Annotated in this window: 13 protein-coding genes and 1 tRNA gene; 11 read left to right on the forward strand and 3 right to left on the reverse strand. The window is 53.3% G+C overall.

Translation table 11 applies throughout. From position 1 onward, the window contains the following. Entirely contained in the window at positions 1–1,332 is a 1,332-nt protein-coding gene (gene petB / locus AC2FID_RS10145; RefSeq protein WP_108860628.1) for a cytochrome b, read from the forward strand. Positions 1,333–1,349: 17 nt separating this feature from the next. After that, entirely contained in the window at positions 1,350–2,135 is a 786-nt protein-coding gene (locus AC2FID_RS10150) for a cytochrome c1 (protein WP_472722602.1), read from the forward strand. A 91-nt stretch (positions 2,136–2,226) separates the two neighbouring features. On the opposite strand, the gene mtaB is transcribed toward AC2FID_RS10150, so the two are convergent. Together mtaB and dapF are read right to left on the reverse strand one after the other, a co-directional pair. Further along, positions 2,227–3,483, reverse strand: coding sequence for a tRNA (N(6)-L-threonylcarbamoyladenosine(37)-C(2))-methylthiotransferase MtaB (mtaB, locus tag AC2FID_RS10155; RefSeq protein ID WP_496836656.1), 1,257 nt, complete (start codon positions 3,481–3,483; stop codon positions 2,227–2,229). Next, positions 3,480–4,322, reverse strand: a complete 843-nt coding sequence (gene dapF / locus AC2FID_RS10160; RefSeq protein ID WP_496836870.1) for a diaminopimelate epimerase — start codon at positions 4,320–4,322, stop codon at positions 3,480–3,482. The genes mtaB and dapF overlap by 4 nt, the downstream gene beginning before the upstream one ends. Before the next feature lie 211 nt (positions 4,323–4,533). On the opposite strand from dapF, the gene AC2FID_RS10165 reads away from it, so the two are divergent. Next, positions 4,534–4,609: transfer RNA gene (locus AC2FID_RS10165), tRNA-Lys, on the forward strand. Between the two features lie 162 nt (positions 4,610–4,771). Here AC2FID_RS10165 and AC2FID_RS10170 read toward each other — a convergent pair. Next, positions 4,772–6,517: a GMC oxidoreductase gene (locus AC2FID_RS10170; protein ID WP_496836658.1), complete on the reverse strand. Its 1,746-nt coding sequence runs from the start codon at positions 6,515–6,517 to the stop codon at positions 4,772–4,774. Positions 6,518–6,671: 154 nt separating this feature from the next. Here AC2FID_RS10170 and AC2FID_RS10175 point away from each other — a divergent pair, with 154 nt between their 5' ends. The 8 genes from AC2FID_RS10175 (at position 6,672) to AC2FID_RS10210 (ending at position 15,956) form a co-directional block, all read left to right on the forward strand. Continuing rightward, positions 6,672–7,805 carry an aminotransferase class I/II-fold pyridoxal phosphate-dependent enzyme gene (locus AC2FID_RS10175; protein ID WP_496836660.1) on the forward strand — a complete coding sequence of 378 codons (1,134 nt, stop codon included), beginning with the start codon at positions 6,672–6,674 and terminating at the stop codon, positions 7,803–7,805. Positions 7,806–8,149: 344 nt separating this feature from the next. Then, positions 8,150–9,007: a hypothetical protein gene (locus AC2FID_RS10180; protein ID WP_496836662.1), complete on the forward strand. Its 858-nt coding sequence runs from the start codon at positions 8,150–8,152 to the stop codon at positions 9,005–9,007. A 5-nt stretch (positions 9,008–9,012) separates the two neighbouring features. Further along, complete coding sequence (locus AC2FID_RS10185) at positions 9,013–9,672, forward strand: hypothetical protein (RefSeq protein WP_282170089.1); 660 nt, start codon at positions 9,013–9,015, stop codon at positions 9,670–9,672. A 604-nt stretch (positions 9,673–10,276) separates the two neighbouring features. Then, positions 10,277–11,374, forward strand: a complete 1,098-nt coding sequence (locus AC2FID_RS10190; RefSeq protein WP_282170090.1) for a Gfo/Idh/MocA family protein — start codon at positions 10,277–10,279, stop codon at positions 11,372–11,374. Positions 11,375–11,386: 12 nt separating this feature from the next. Next, positions 11,387–12,262, forward strand: coding sequence for a hypothetical protein (locus AC2FID_RS10195; RefSeq protein ID WP_496697407.1), 876 nt, complete (start codon positions 11,387–11,389; stop codon positions 12,260–12,262). Between the two features lie 429 nt (positions 12,263–12,691). Next, a complete protein-coding gene (locus AC2FID_RS10200) occupies positions 12,692–13,960 on the forward strand; it encodes a methyltransferase domain-containing protein (protein WP_496836664.1) in 1,269 nt (422 codons plus the stop codon). A 5-nt stretch (positions 13,961–13,965) separates the two neighbouring features. Then, positions 13,966–15,261 (forward strand): DUF4910 domain-containing protein, encoded by a 1,296-nt coding sequence (locus AC2FID_RS10205; RefSeq protein WP_496836666.1) that lies wholly within the window; start codon positions 13,966–13,968, stop codon positions 15,259–15,261. Continuing rightward, complete coding sequence (locus AC2FID_RS10210) at positions 15,258–15,956, forward strand: SDR family NAD(P)-dependent oxidoreductase (RefSeq protein ID WP_496755428.1); 699 nt, start codon at positions 15,258–15,260, stop codon at positions 15,954–15,956. The genes AC2FID_RS10205 and AC2FID_RS10210 overlap by 4 nt, the downstream gene beginning before the upstream one ends. The last annotated feature ends 154 nt before the right edge of the window (positions 15,957–16,110 follow it).

A 16,110-nucleotide genomic window follows, 5' to 3' on the forward strand; every position in this document is an offset into this window, starting at 1 on the left:
ATGTCCGGAATTCCCCACGATCATTACGAGCCGAAGACAAACGGCGAGAAGTGGCTGAACAGCCGCTTGCCCATCGTCGGCCTGATTTACGACACCATCATGATCCCCACCCCCAAGAACCTGAACTGGTGGTGGATCTGGGGCATCGTCCTGGCGTTCTGCCTGGCGTTGCAAATCGTCACCGGTATCGTTCTGGTGATGCACTACACCCCGCATGTCGATCTGGCCTTCGCTAGCATCGAGCACATCATGCGCAACGTGAATGGCGGCTATATGCTGCGCTACATTCACATGAACGGCGCGTCGCTGTTCTTTGTTGCGGTCTACATCCACATCTTCCGTGGCCTGTTCTACGGCTCATACAAAGCCCCGCGTGAGATCACGTGGATCATCGGTATGCTTATCTATCTGATGATGATGGGTACTGCCTTCATGGGCTATGTTCTGCCTTGGGGTCAGATGTCCTTCTGGGGTGCGACCGTGATCACCGGCCTGTTTGGCGCGATCCCGTTTGTGGGTGACGCGATCCAGACTTGGCTGCTGGGCGGACCCGCGGTGGACAATGCGACGCTGAACCGCTTCTTCTCGCTGCACTATCTGCTGCCGTTCGTGATTGCGGCTCTGGTCATCGTGCATATCTGGGCCTTCCACACCACCGGCAACAACAACCCCACAGGTGTTGAAGTTCGCCGCACGTCGAAAGCCGATGCCGAGAAAGACACGCTGCCATTCTGGCCGTACTTCGTGATCAAGGACCTGTTCGCTCTGGCCGTGATCCTGGTCGTGTTCTGGGCCATCGTCGGCTACATGCCGAACTATCTGGGCCACCCGGACAACTACATCGAAGCCAACCCGTTGGTAACGCCTGCACACATCGTTCCCGAATGGTACTTCCTGCCATTCTACGCGATCTTGCGCGCCTTTACCGGTGAAGTCTGGGTTGTACAATTTGCCAGCTTCATCACCGGTGGCATCGTCGACGCCAAGTTCTTTGGTGTGATTGCGATGTTCGGTGCGATCCTGGCAATGGCGCTGGCGCCCTGGCTGGACACGTCGACCGTGCGTTCGGGCAAATACCGCCCAATGTTCAAGTGGTGGTTCTACCTGCTGATCATCGACTTCTTTGCCCTGATGTGGCTGGGTGCGATGCCCGCGGAAGAGCCCTATGCGACCTTCTCGCTGATCGCGTCCGCCTACTGGTTCGCCTATTTCTTCGTGATCCTGCCGATCCTGGGTGTCATCGAAAAACCGCTGCCACAGCCAGAGACCATCGAAGAAGACTTCAACGCGCATTATGGCAAGGCTGACGCCGACGCCACGCCGGCCGAGTAAGAAGAGGGACCGGAAACATGTTCAAGAAACTTGCAATCGGTGCCGCGTTTGCTTTGGCCCTTACCCCTGCTGCGTCCTTCGCAGCAGGTGGGGGCGAGCAGCACATCGAAGACTTCCACTTCTCGTTTGAAGGCCCCTTTGGCACCTGGGATCAAAACCAGCTGCAGCGCGGCCTTCAGATCTATACCGAGGTCTGTGCAGCCTGCCACGGCCTGCGCTATGTGCCTCTGCGTGATCTCGAAGCGCTGGGCTATTCGGAAGAAGAAGTCATCGCCTATTCGGCAGAAAACTTCGAAGTGTTCGATCCCGAGCTGGACGATTTCCGTCCGGCCATCCCGACCGACCACTTCCCGGTCAATGACGGTGTTGGCGCACCGGACCTGAGCCTGATGGCCAAGGCCCGCGCTGGATTCCACGGGCCTTATGGTCTGGGGATCAATCAGTTCTTCAAAGGCATGGGTGGCGCGGAATACATCGCCTCGCTGCTGGACGGCTATACCGGTGAAGAAAAAGAAGAAGCAGGCACCATCCTGTATGAGAACAAGGCCTTCCCCGGAGGCTGGATCTCGATGGCACCGCCGCTGTCCGAAGATCAGGTTGAATTCGCCGATGGCCACCCGGCCACTGTCGAAGCCTTGTCCGAAGACATCGCAGCCTTCCTGATGTGGACGGCCGAGCCGAAGATGATGGAGCGCAAATACTCGGGCTTTGTCGGCGTGCTGTTCCTGTCGCTGTTGTCGGTGCTTCTGTACCTTGTCAACAAGCGCCTGTGGGCAGGCGTGAAAGGCAAGAAACGAGGCTGAGTTTCACAGCCCCACAATGTTTGAACCCCCGCGCCACCGGCTGCGGGGGTTTTTTTGTAGCAATCGGGTAGGGGGCCAGATGAAGGCCGGATCAGGCTTGTAGCTGCGTGCCGGTGACGCTTGTGATTGTTGCCTTCACGATTTGCCCTTCGGGCTGTGGTGCCTCAAAAGCGACCTCGGTGAATTGTTCGGTGCGGCCCATATGCGGGTTTTCCATCAGGATGTGATGAGTTTTGCCGATTTGGGTCTGCAGGTGTTTCGTGACCTGCGCGTTACCGGCCGCGCGCAGGCGGGCGGCACGGTCCTTGATGACGTTCCCATTCACCTGCTGCGGTATGCGGGCGGCTGGCGTGCCGTCGCGTTTGGAGTAAGGGAACACGTGCAACCAAGTCAAATCGCAATCGGTCACCAGTCTCAGCGAGTTTTCGAAATGATCATCCGTTTCGGTCGGGAAGCCAGCGATGATATCGGCGCCAAAGGTCATTTCGGGGCGCAGCTTGCGGGCTTCTTCGGTGAACCGGATGGCGTCATCGCGCAGATGGCGGCGTTTCATCCGTTTCAGGATCAGATCGTCGCCATGTTGCAGGGAAAGGTGCAAATGCGGCATCAGGCGCGGTTCGGTCGCGATGGCCTGCATCAGGTTCTCATCCACTTCGATCGAGTCGATCGAACTGATCCGCAGGCGTGGCAGGTCGGGCACCAGTTTCAGAATCCGCATGACCAGATCGCCCAGCTTGGGTTGCGCAGGCAGGTCGGCGCCCCAAGAGGTCAGGTCAACGCCGGTCAGTACGACCTCGTTATAACCCCGATCCACCAACCGCTTGATCTGATCCACAACAACGCCGGCAGGGACGCTGCGCGAGTTCCCACGGCCATAGGGGATAATGCAAAAAGTGCAGCGATGGTCACAGCCGTTTTGGACCTGAACATAGGCGCGTGAGCGGGTGCCAAAACCGTCGATCAGGTGGCCTGCGGTTTCGGTGACGGACATGATGTCATCGACCTGCACGGCCTCGGTCTGGCCAATAAAGTCCGCCGCCATGCCTTTCCAGGTCTCCGGCTGCATTTTCTCGGTATTGCCAATGACCGCGTCGACCTCATCCATTTGGGCAAAGGTGTCAGGCTCGGTCTGGGCCGCGCAGCCTGTCACGATCAGCCGCGCGTTAGGGTTTTCCCGCCGCAGCTTGCGAATCTCTTGCCGGGCTTTGCGCACCGCTTCTGCCGTGACGGCGCAGGTGTTCACGATCACCGCGTCGGTGAGCCCGGCCTGCGCTGACAGCTCTTTCATCGCCTCGGTTTCATAGGCGTTCAGGCGGCAGCCCAGGGTGGTGAACTTCGGTGCGCTCATTCCAGTGATTCCAGAAATTCCGGTGTCAGTGTGCCCGAGAAGACGTGGCGGGTTGGTCCGGTCATCCAGACGCCATCGTCGCGCCAGTCGATCCAGATCGTCCCGCCATCCAGTTCAATTTGCACTTTGCGCCCGGTCAGGCCGCGACGCGCAGCAGCAACGGCTGTGGCGCATGAGGATGATCCCGAAGCCAGGGTGATGCCCACGCCACGCTCCCACACGCGCATGCGGATGTGGTCCGGTCCAATGATTTGTGCCACTTGGACATTCGTACGCTCAGGATAGAGTGGAAGGTGCTCGTAACGCGAACCGAACTCGGTCAGAGGGATAGCCTCGGCATCATCAACAAAAAAGGTGCAATGCGGATTGCCCATCCCGGTGGCCGTCGGCGCTCCCTCGATGGGCAGTTCCAGCGTGTCGACCTCCTCAGACAACGGAACCTCGTTCCAGTTTAGTTGGGGGTGTCCCATATTAACTGAGGTCAGGCCGTCTCCGGCGTCCTTGGCGTAAAGAGTGCCGCGTTCGGTCGTCAGTGTCAGGTCGGATCTATCCGATTCCTGCATCAGGAAACGGGCGATGCAACGGGTGGCATTTCCACATGCTGCCGAGGTAGATCCATCTGAATTGTAGAACACCAGATGCGCATCCGACCTGCCGTTTTCGATCACGGCAAGCTGATCGAAACCTACGCCGAATTGACGATGCCCGATTCCCCGCGCAAGTGCCGGGCTAATCCGCGTCGCAGACGCGCGCGCGTCCACAACGACAAAGTCATTGCCCAGCCCGTGCATCTTCATGAAGGGCAAACCAGTGTTCTGTAATCCTTGCATGGCGCGCATATAACCCTGCGCCTGAAAGGAATCCACCCTGCGACGCAGATTCCTTTAAAAAGGGGGTTGACCCCCCAGCGCCACCTGCCTAATTAGGCCGCCTATCGGGTCGCCGGAAACACTGATTACTTTGGCGAAACGAGGTGCAAATAAGGTCTTGAACCCGGTCGGGAAAATGACTTAAAGAGCGCCACGGATCGACAAGATCCAACAAAAGAGTGGGCCGTTAGCTCAGTTGGTAGAGCAACTGACTTTTAATCAGTGGGTCGCAGGTTCGAATCCTGCACGGCTCACCACTTTTTTAATTATCCATCCTTGCTACAAAGTGATCAAAGAAGCACCGTAGCATTCATTGTATGTAGGGATCTGATTTCAGCCGAAAGAAAATAGTGGATCGTTCGTCCGTTCACCGCTTGGGAATGGACTCATCCTGAACACCTGCGAAACGAGTATTCAGCCTAAGAAGCCCCCTTTTGCTTAAAGTGATCTGCAAGGCGAATCGATAGGGACATCATCATAAGTGTTGGATTTGCGTGTCCCGTCGTTGGCATAACGGAACCGCCGGCAGCATAAAGTCCCTCAATATCTCGAATTCTCAAATCAGTTGTAACGACCCCTTCCCTTGGTGACAGTGACATTCGCGTGGTCCCCATGGTGTGCCCGACATCAAACATATCCGCCTGATCCGGCTTTCCATTGCGCAGCCACTCGGAAACCTGAGGGGGTGGTAAGCCGCATTTCTTGAACTCGGATACAAAGTTCTTCCCCATTTGAAGCAGTGTGTGGCGCTCTTCAAAACCGGTCGACCAGTTTACCTTGGGTAGGTGTTGTCCCAGTTGATCTTGACGATCTGAAAGCACGACTCTGTTTTCAGGATTGGGCGCTTGTTCGATTATTGCATGGGCCACGATGCCATCCAGCTTGTGTGGGAGCCCTCGATAACGAAATTCGCGGACAGAGGAATTTGGAAAGAGTGCAGCAGCAGCTTCGGCGATCTGATTGCGAACGGATTTGGGGAGCTTTCCGCTATTCAGTGCTTTCATTCCAGCGACCTTAAGAGCAAAAACCGGGCTTCGCGCCACAACCATCACGTCTTGCAATCTGGATTGGCTCTTGCCGCCCAATAACCGCCCTAACGCACTGACCGGATCTTCCTGAGAACGTTCCTCCAGAAAAAAGATAGCGCCGTTTAACAGCTTTTCGGTTCGCTGAATTGCCGGGGAGGTTGCAAGCCCACTAGAGTACATATGCGTGCGCCCATCTGTGGGGAGGCCAAAAAAGCCAAATCGCTGCGTCATTCTCTGTGCGTCGGAGGCGTCAAAATAACCGAGTTCCGCCTGCAGATGGCCACAAAGATAGCGTCCGACCAAGTCGAAACGGTTGCCCAAGCCATTTGGGTGAACATCGTTGGACACCAGTAGCAACCTTGCGTTTTCGATTGCTCCTGCCGACAGGACGCATTTTTCCGCATGGATTGTAACATTACGGATTTCTGGCGACAGCGTTGCAAAACTCACGCTTTCGAAACGGGTTCCGGTAGTGTCGACGTTTATCTTAGTTGCAGTAGCGTTGAGCAGAACACGCACGTTTTTGGCGGTCAAATTGGCGAATTCGCTCCCCATTCGCAAAAGGTCGAGAGGGTTTTCTCGGCCACGCGAAAACTGCCAGAAACAATCCTCGAATACCGCCGGGTCGATTGAAGGTTGCGCCGGAGTCGTCCCTAAAAGCTCCCACAAAGCAGAGTTGTATACCTGTGGACCAAGGTTAAGTATTTGTCCGGCTCGCTCGATATATGGTGCAAGCTCGCGCTGTGAAATCGGCCAACCCGAGCCGATAACCCATTCCCGCTGCTGATAGTCGATTTCGCTGAAAGCTGCAGACTTCCCAGCCCACGCCAATGTGGACCCACCGAGGCCGCGACACCGGACGCCGAATGGCTGGCTGTCTTGATCCCAATGTGTCGCCAGACCTGAATTGAATTTGGCCCGAGCTTGGGATCGAACTGCATCGGGCATGTCCACGGTGTTGAGCGCTGAATGTTCAGGTGTTTCTTGTTGCAGACCGCTTTCAGCCACGACCACATTTAGACCTGACCCGATCAATTCTCGGGCAATGGTCAAACCGCAGGCTCCGCCGCCGACGATCAGTACGTCTGTTCGAATCACCTGTTCATGCGGTACTTCTTGGAGTTGAATAATTTCCATATTGTTGTGTCGGAGCGCTTTTTATCTGGCGCGATTGGAAAAAGTTATTTGGTGAATTTTGCGAGTAAATTAGAGATGAATATTGGAAACATCTTTTTAGCGATCTGTAAACCTTCGCACGGCCATCTGAAAACAGGGACAGGGGGACGGTCGCGTGCAGCGTTTGGGATTTAGAGAGTGGTTGGCAGCGGGAACAGCGATCGCTCGGGGTGATCTGCTTCGAAACTCTGGGTCTGGCCAATACTGTCGCCGTTTTGAGCAACGATTGTCCGAACTGACCGGTGCGAAACAAACGCTGATGGTTAACAGCGGAACCTCGGCCCTTACCGTGGCCCTTGCATCTTTGGGTGTCGGGCCCGGTGATGAGGTGCTGGTTCCCGCATATACATGGATGGCAAGCGCGGCGGCAGTCGTCCACGTTGGGGCGGTGCCAATTCTGGTCGAAATTGATGAGACGCTGGCGATTGATCCAAGGGACATAGAAAACAAAATTTCACCCTACACACGGGCGATTTTGCCGGTGCACATGAGCAACCGCCCGTGCAACATGGACGCAATACTTAAAACCGCGAAGAAACACGGTTTATTGGTTGTAGAGGATGCGTGCCAGGCCGTCGGGATAAAGTACAGGGGTCAGTACTGCGGAGCAATTGGCGACGCTGGCGCCTTCAGTTTCAATCAGCACAAAAACATAACCATCGGCGAAAGCGGCGCAGTTTTGTTAAGCAGCGATCACGACTACTTTCGTGCGTTTAACTACCACGACATCGGGATTTCCTATCGGAATGATGCGTTTACCGAACCCTCTCCTTTGTTCATTGGGCTGAATCTGCGGGCAAACGAGATTTCTGGTGCCATGATGAATACGCAACTGTCTAAACTGCACCGCGTTATCTCACGTATGAAGCAGCGATACGAGGTGGTGACAGAAGCGCTAGAAAAAGGTCGCTTCCCCCTCACTCCACAAAATGACCCCGAGAATGCACTTGGTGTCGTCGTTACATTTGATACGGAAAACGAAGCCGAGGCTTTTGCCGAACGCCGCGGGGTTAGTCGTGTTTTTGACAGCACTAAACACGTTTATTCAAACTGGGATCCGATCCTGGAAAAAAGGACCTTCCATCCAAAGGTCGATCCTTGGGCATGGGCGCAACGGCCGATCGAATATGCTCCGGACATGTGCCCGCGAACACTGGATATTTTGCGGCGCAGTTGCCGGGTCGGGATTGGAGAGCGATATCCACTCGCATTGGTGAAAATGGTCGCGCGCGATTTTTCCAAGGGATAATTTCATGCGCCTCGGACTTTGGTTTGCGCGATTGTGAAAGTAGGTATCTAGATTGAAAGGGGCCCAGAGTTGACGCGCAAAGCACCGTCCTGCCGCCCGAACTGATGTGCAGTCGACATCCAAAAAGGTCTCGAGACGTCAAAAACTGTCCTTCTTCACATCTGAAAGAAACGTTCTGCTTCCAATGATTTAGGGAAACAGCATCTATTCGCAAATGCGGCAGCAGTCTTATGTCGAAACTTGATCTGTTTTGCGACCACGTCAAAAAATCGTAGAGTCGTCAAAATATAAACGAATAGTGATTGATATGCGTGTGCGTCTAATGCCCCGGTAAAAGGTTCTTTATGGATAACAATGTAAAAAGTCCGCGCAGGTATGTTCCGCTAGACTACTCGTTTCGCTTCAAACGCAACAAGTCTACCGGCCTACCGTTTTTTCTCGATAATCTTGGCGATGATTTGCTGTTGGTTCTGTTGGCATTCGTGCCATTTTCATCGGATCCAATCAGCGTCGCCCTAGCCATTTTTTTCTTCCACATTTCTTTCTGGACCGTCTACGAGATCGGCTACTTCGAAAACGACGCGGTGTCGGAAAGCCTTGAACATGAAGCCAAGGTAACGCCTGGCTTTGACAGGGCCGCGACGTACTTCTCCGAACGCCAAGCTTGGTTGTGGGCGGTGGCGTTTGCGGCGCCTGGGGCATTGCTGGCTGCGTGGGTTACAGAACCCGAAGCAACCGGGCTATTTGTACTCTTATACCTGCTTACTTGGATCACTTTACTGGGTTGTCTTCGGGCGGTCTATTATGCGTACAACCGTATCGATAAGTTGAGCCGCGTATGGGTCTATTTACCCTTACAGATCCTGAAATACGGGTTTCCGTTGCTGTTCTTTTACCTGCCTGCTGCGGGCGCAGCCCTCATATTTGCGCAATGCCTGCGCCGTTGGGTGCCATACATCGTGTACCGATACGGACGCAGTGGCCTTGTAGGACTTCCGTCTAAAGTGTTGCGAATACTCTCGTTCGTGTCGATCTGGCTATTGTTGTTGCCATCCAATCTGAGCGAAAGCTACCTTATTCACGGGGGCATTATTCTGGGGTGGCTCTGCTTGCGAGGGTTCAAGCAAACAAGAAAAGTGGTACGTGAGATGCAGCATGTACAGCACGACAAATGGTCGTCTTCAGGCGGTATGGACAGTTAATGGTGATGCAGCGTCCCCTTTACGAAACTGCTTCTCCTGAACAGCTCACACATGCCATGGAAAAAGCTGCGGGCAAGCTGCTGATCGTCGATTTCGATGAGACACTTTGGTTGCGCAATTCTACCGAGTGCTTTCTGGCCCATGCGCGTCCTGCTCCTTTGGCAGCGGCAATCTTGCGCGGTCTTGATTTGACACGCCCGTGGAGGGTCATTGGCGGGCGGCGACGGGCGCGAGACTATCGTGATTGGCTTCGTGTGATGGCCATCGCGACGTTGATGCCATGGACCCTTCGCAGTTGGGCACGCATCGCTCCCAAGCTTGGTCGCACTTTCGCCAACACAGCACTTGAGGACCTAATAGGCAAGGCTCGACCGGCGCGGTTTGTCGTTTTCTCAAATGGTTATGAAGCTATTATCGCGCCCTTACTGCAATGCTACCCCGGAACCCGACCTGAGCTTGCAGCAGCTTCCTTAAGATCCGGCTGGAAGTGGCGCCGCGCAGGCAAGCTTGCGAATGCCGAAGCGTATTTTGATGCTGGACAATTGGATGATGCCACAGTGGTGACGGACCACGAAGATGACGCCGAACTGTTGGCACGGGTCAGTAACGGTCTGCTGTGCGTCTGGCCTGACGCCCGATACGAAAAGGCCTTTGCCAAACGTTAGCGGCCTCTATTAAGCAGCAGATGTTGGGTGATGCACAAATTCAATGGATCTGGTCCAGCGGCCGTTTGATGCGCACGTCAACCCCAACCGACACGCGTTTGCTATTTGTCTTTTTGCACAGGGGTGATCGAAGGTATTGCCCAAGCGTCATGTCGATGAGCCTTTGGCGTCGCCATTGTATGTGGCTTCGTGTGAGTGATTCTGCCTAAGAGTGTTTCGAATTTAGAAACATAACACTAGGGTGGTTTCAAACTGTTACCGATTTTGTTTGTGTCGTCTAATCGAGTTGCGTTTATTGAAGGTAGCGCTGTCAACGCGGCGTCTGTGTTAATTCTGAGGCTGTAATTGCAGACTTCAATTTACTGTCGCACCAACAAATTTAGCATGTAACAGCGTTGGTAACAAAGAACTTCAAGTTGTTACGGTTCATTTTGAATGATTGTCGAGGCACCCATACCCATCTGAAGATCCACTGCGTCAAAAAGTACTAGCATTGCAATTTGAATTTCGCCCGGTGGTGTATGACACTGGAATTGTCTACGTTTGTGCAACCTTCGTGGCGACATGCGTCAATTTTTTTAATGAGTTTGAGGTGCACTGGAGAATGGCGGACAAAATCAACATTGCCGTTGTTGGCCTGGGTAAAATGGGCTTGTCACACTATGCCATAGCCAATGTGCATCCGATGGCCAATGCGGTAGCCTGTGATGATTCCAGATTCATCAGCGATGTGCTAAAAAAGAACGCGCAAGTTACAATTCACAGTGACTACGCAAAGATGCTTGCCACTCAGAATTTGGATGCGGTCGTCATTGCGACCCCGTCACGTCTGCATGCGTCCATGGCCTACGCCGCCTTAGAAAAAGGTTTGCACGTCTTTTGCGAAAAGCCGTTTTGCCTTAACTGGCAGGATAGCCTCCGTTTGGCGGAGTTGGCGAAAGACAAGGGCGTCGTCACGCAGGTTGGCTATCACTACAGATATGTTGGCGCGTTCCAGGAAGTCAGGAGAATCCTGAATTCCGGAGCACTGGGTAATATCACACACGTGCAGGCCGAAGCTTATGGACCCGTCGTACTGCGTCATCGGCGTAGCACATGGCGCACTGACAATTCCGAAGGCGGCGGCTGCCTTTATGATTATGCGGCTCACCCTTTGAACCTTTTGAACTGGTTCTTTGGTACTCCAACGCAGGTTTCCGGCTCAGTTCTCACGCGCGTTTTCTCAGAAGATGCAGATGATCAGGTGATGTCGACCCTACGATGGGATAATGGACCCACGGCACAGCTTTCAGTCAACTGGTCTGACGAGAGCCATCGAAAAATGTCGACGAAGATCACAATGATTGGAACCAATGGACGCCTTTTCGCTGACCGTCAGGAGTGTCAGCTTTATCTGCGAAATGCTGATCCTGAATTGCCGACTTATACCAAAGGCTGGAACGTCAGATATACGACAGATCTTACGGACGACGTGTGGTTCTATCTGCGAGGCGAAGAATACTCAGCCCAGCTTGATGGATTTATCACCGCTGTGGCCCAAGGAAAACCAGACCTCATTTTAAACGATTTTGCTTCTGCCACCGAAACCGACAAAACTATGTCGATGATATTGTCCAATGCCGACACCGGTATGCCTGTTGGTGAAGCCCCGATCGTCACGCAGCCCGCGCCCGCGAAAAGGCGTGGATGGTTTCGTCTTTAAGGAGTGCATGACGTGGATAAGTTGCTTTTCGGCGATAATCAGTTTTTTGGCGTCAACCACATGTCCGAAGAAAAAGCGCGGGCGCAAGCGATGCGTTTTCAGAGAACTGACGCGATTATGGACGTTCTGGATGTTGCCTATGATGTGGGTATTCGCACTTTCATGTGTACGACCCACGATCAGATTTCAGAAGTGGCTGATCGTGTTCGGGCCGATCCCGTTCGTTACAGCGATTTCCAGTTCTACCCCTGTATGCCCTACGCGCATAAATACGCCAACGCCGTAACTGACCACGGTATGTTGGGGGCCATAAGACACCTCATGCCTAATGATGGTCTGTTTGCAACCGCGCTTGCGGGGACAAAAGCCCTAGCATCAAAAGAAATGGATGGCATCGCCAGGGCAATGATTGATATGGAGATGAAGATGTTCACGGGAGCAAAAACTCCTGTTGTTTTCATACAGAACGTCTTTGCTGATTTGTTGATTGGCGTGGGGTTCCATCGGGCTTTCCGAATTTTCCACGATCACATCCAAGAGAAATACGGCGCCGAGCCTGCTTACATCACAATGAACATGCCGCTGCTTCTTGATATACTGGAAAAGCAGGGCATTGAACGCCCAATAATCTGTTCGAATATCAACAAGATCGGCTTCCGTATGTCTGGCGGATATGATGCCTATCTTGACGCATTGAAATCCGGACGTGTGCGGGCTGTCGCTATGTCTGTTTATGCCTCTGGGGCGATCCCCGCAGATGAAGCAATCCACTGGATATCAGAGCTCCCGGGCGTTGAGTCGATTGTGTTCGGGGCTTCAAGCGCGGGAAATATTCGTGGGACGAAGGCGTTGGTTGACAAATACATTGGCGGGCGACGCAATGCATGAATTGAGCCCGTCAAGCTACTCGGCCGTTCCGACACTCCTGATGTCCTTATTGTCAAACTTTTGCAAACAATAAGGCATGCCCGATACAATTGCGTTTTTTGGATCCGGGAGCATGCATATCTATTGGTTTGGCCGAAATCCGATGCGCATTGCTTTGCGCGCTGACGTCGTGATTTTCAACCATAGTGCAGGTGTTAAAACCGGTCTAAGGGCCAGAGCGCTAAGCGCCGATGATTCCTGACTAATCTTGAAAAGCCAGAATCAAACGGTGACCAGCTGTTTCATATGCCTCATTTTTCACAGATCAACGAAACCGATACTTAGGTTTGATTGGCGACCTAAGAGTCTACCTAGTCAGGAAAAATGGCTTTGGGTGACGTTCCATCTATGCTACCAAATTCGTGTTTGTTCATTGTTTTGAATGTTGTTATGCCCGATCAGGTTTTTCCAAAGAGCGTCAAGCTTTCGTGCCGAGGTTGCGGCAAAGGTTTAGCCGAAACATTTGTCGATCTAGGCGCCACGCCGCTGGCGAATTCGTATGTAGATCCGTCCAGAGTTCTCGAGCCAGAGCCATTTTATTCGCTTCATGCATATGTTTGCCCACACTGTTGGCTGGTCCAGTTGCCAGCTGTCGAACAGCGCGAAACCATATTCAATGAGGATTACGCTTATTTCTCGTCCTTCTCGTCGACGATTCTGAATCACGCAAAAGGCTATGTCGCCGAGATGACCGAACGATTTGGGATCGGCCCGGAACACCGGGTTGTCGAGATCGCGAGCAACGACGGCTATCTGCTTCAATATTTTCACGCAAATGGCGTATCTACGCTGGGGATTGAGCCATCGGCAGGAGTCGCAAAGTTCGCGCGCGAAAAAGGTTTGCCAACGGAAATTCGCTTTTTCGGCCGAGAAACTGGTGAGTGGCTGCAAAGCGAAGGCCTGCAGGCTAAACTTCTTCACGGTGCAAATGTACTGGCCCATGTCCCGGACATTGACGATTTTGTGAGCGGCTTCCATCCGGCCCTGGCAGAGGGCGGGGTGCTTACAATGGAGTTCCCGCATCTGCTGAATCTGATCGAAAAGAACTATTACGACACGATCTATCACGAGCATTATTCCTACCTCTCATTGATTGCAGTTCGGGAGATTTTTGAACGCCACAAGCTCAAGGTCTTCGAGGTGCAAGGGATCGCGCCACAAGGTGGGTCGTTGAGAGTGTTCGCCTGCCGTGCGGAGGACGTGGATACCCATCATCCGGTGTTGCCTTCCGTGGCCGAACTTGAAGTTCGCGAAGTGGCTGAGGGTTTAACGTCGCTCAATCGATACCGGGATTACGCGAAACAGGTTCACAAAACAAAGCGGGATCTGTTGAGGTTCCTGATGGACGCACAGGAAGCTGGAAAAACCGTCGTCGGGTACGGAGCACCCGCCAAGGGAAACACCCTTTTGAACTTTTGTGGCGTCAAGACGGATCTTCTTGAGTACACCGTTGATGTGAGCACTGCCAAAATGGGCAAGTTGCTGCCAGGAACACGTATTCCGATTCACGCGCCCGATAAGATTTTCGAGACTCGGCCCGATTATGTGCTGATCCTTCCGTGGAACATCAAAGAAGAGATCATGGACTCGATGAAGGGCATCGTCGAATGGGGCGGAAGATTTGTTGTTCCATTGCCCGAAGTAAAGGTCTTAGAGTAGTGATGATGGCGGATCGCACGAATACCCCCGTCGGGGAGTTGCTTCATTCTCAGCTCGTTCGCCTATATCCAATATGCCGTTCAATCACGGGCCCAGGTGTACGCGAAACGCTTTCGCTGATAGGCGAGCATATTCCACTTTCCGTCACCGAGGTCCCTTCAGGCGAACCCGTTCTGGATTGGCATGTCCCAAAGGAATGGACCATTCGCGACGCTTGGGTTGCTGATGCCTCCGGGAACAGGGTGATCGATTTCCAAAAGCACAATCTGCATATCGTAAGCTATAGTCGTTCGGTGCACACCCGTATGTCACTGTCGGAACTGAAGCCACACCTGCATTCGGATCCTTCGAATCCCGAATGGATTCCCTATAGAACCGGGTACTACGCGGAGAACTGGGGTTTTTGTCTGCCGCACCGTGATCTTGAGGCTATGCAGGAAGGGGAATATGAGGTCGTCGTGGACGCGACGCTTGAGGACGGATCTCTCACCTACGCTGAGTGTGTCATACCAGGGCAAACGAAGGATGAAATTCTACTGTCGGCCCACATTTGCCATCCCTCTTTGGCTAATGACAACCTATCATCGATTGTGGTTGCGACTGAACTTGCACGTCGACTATTGGAAGGGCCGCAGCCGCAGCACACAATCCGTGTTCTGTTTATCCCCGCCACAATTGGCTCGATCACTTGGCTCGCGCGCAACACTGCAACCGTTGACCGGGTCAAGCATGGTCTGGTGCTGGCAAACCTTGGCGATCCGGGGGCGATTCACTACAAGAAAAGCCGCCGAGATGACACAGAAATCAACCGGGCAGTCAGATTGGTGATTCAGGATCAACCGGATCACAAAATGCTGGAATTCGAACCCTATGGTTATGACGAAAGGCAGTTTTGTTCGCCGGGCTTTGACATGCCAATGGGCTGTTTTTCCCGAACGCCATATGCCAGTTTCCCAGAGTATCATACCTCGGCGGACAATCCCGAATTCGTCAGACCGGAAGCGTTGGAAGACTCGTTGACTAGGTTGGAGAAGGTAATCGATATCCTTGAGCGTGACAAAAAGTTCATGAACCTCAACCCGAAAGGGGAACCGATGCTTGGACGACGTGGCTTGTATGACGCGATTGGTGGCAGATCGGATTCCAAGGAGCAGCAGATGGCGTTGCTTTGGGTGCTGAACTATTCGGATGGGGATCACAGTCTTTTGGATATCGCGGAGCGATCTCAACTTGGGTTTGATCGTGTGGCGCGTGCGGCTGAAATTTTGCTGCAACATGGCTTGCTGGTAATCGCGTCATGAGGTTGGCTCGATTTGAGTCGCAAGTTGCCTTGGTTACAGGGGCAAGCGGCGGAATCGGCGGCGCAATTTCCGAGGCTTTGGTGGCCGAAGGTGCCGAAGTTCATGCATTGTCGCGTAAAACTAAACAGAGTGACCGACTTATCTGGCATAAAGTTGACCTCTCTGACGACGGGGCGATGGAAGCTGCTGCCGACAAAATTTCATCCACTATCGATGAGCTTGATATACTTGTTCACGCCGCTGGCGACTTTGCCATGGGCACCGTTGCGCGTGCGCCGATCACGGAATTAGACCGGATGTGGAGAATAAATTTGCGCGCGCCTTGGGTTCTGACGAAGGCGTTATCGCGCGCGCTATCAGCCCGACATGGATCGGTAGTATTTTTGAACTCATCGATTTGGAACAACGCCCGAGGTGGCACCGGCGCCTATTCAGCCAGCAAATACGCGCTCAAAGCCTTTGCCGACGCCTTGCGTGATGAGTTGAACCCGGTCGGCGTCCGTGTCTTAAGCGTCTTTCCTGGGCGAACGGCAAGTGCCATGCAGCAAGGTATTTTCGCAGAAGAGAACCGAGCTTATAATCCAGACCTTCTACTGCAGCCGGATGACATATCGCAGATTGTGCTGCAGTCTTTGTTGTCGGCAAACACAGCGGAAGTGACCGACATTCATGTGCGCCCGGCTAAAAAGTTCTAGCCGTCCAGGTAAAAAACCAAGCTGCAACAATGCAACTTGGATAGTTGCAGCATTCACTCCGTTTGACTTGGCGGGGTCGCAAGTTGAATTCACTTAACAATCTTTTGCTTCATCCACTGCGGTGCATGCTAAGATCTAAATGAAATTTTTCTTC

The organism is Ruegeria sp. CDSC068, from assembly GCF_059610545.1.

Excerpts from the sequence above, each read along its gene's own strand:
- AC2FID_RS10170 (WP_496836658.1), bottom strand. The coding sequence starts at position 6,517 with ATGGAAATTATTCAACTCCAAGAAGTACCGCATGAACAGGTGATTCGA.
- AC2FID_RS10150 (WP_472722602.1), top strand. The coding sequence starts at position 1,350 with ATGTTCAAGAAACTTGCAATCGGTGCCGCGTTTGCTTTGGCCCTTACC.
- AC2FID_RS10180 (WP_496836662.1), top strand. The coding sequence starts at position 8,150 with ATGGATAACAATGTAAAAAGTCCGCGCAGGTATGTTCCGCTAGACTAC.
- dapF (WP_496836870.1), bottom strand. The coding sequence starts at position 4,322 with ATGCGCGCCATGCAAGGATTACAGAACACTGGTTTGCCCTTCATGAAG.
- AC2FID_RS10200 (WP_496836664.1), top strand. The coding sequence starts at position 12,692 with ATGCCCGATCAGGTTTTTCCAAAGAGCGTCAAGCTTTCGTGCCGAGGT.
- AC2FID_RS10205 (WP_496836666.1), top strand. The coding sequence starts at position 13,966 with ATGGCGGATCGCACGAATACCCCCGTCGGGGAGTTGCTTCATTCTCAG.
- AC2FID_RS10185 (WP_282170089.1), top strand. The coding sequence starts at position 9,013 with ATGCAGCGTCCCCTTTACGAAACTGCTTCTCCTGAACAGCTCACACAT.
- AC2FID_RS10210 (WP_496755428.1), top strand. The coding sequence starts at position 15,258 with ATGAGGTTGGCTCGATTTGAGTCGCAAGTTGCCTTGGTTACAGGGGCA.
- AC2FID_RS10190 (WP_282170090.1), top strand. The coding sequence starts at position 10,277 with ATGGCGGACAAAATCAACATTGCCGTTGTTGGCCTGGGTAAAATGGGC.
- mtaB (WP_496836656.1), bottom strand. The coding sequence starts at position 3,483 with ATGAGCGCACCGAAGTTCACCACCCTGGGCTGCCGCCTGAACGCCTAT.
- petB (WP_108860628.1), top strand. The coding sequence starts at position 1 with ATGTCCGGAATTCCCCACGATCATTACGAGCCGAAGACAAACGGCGAG.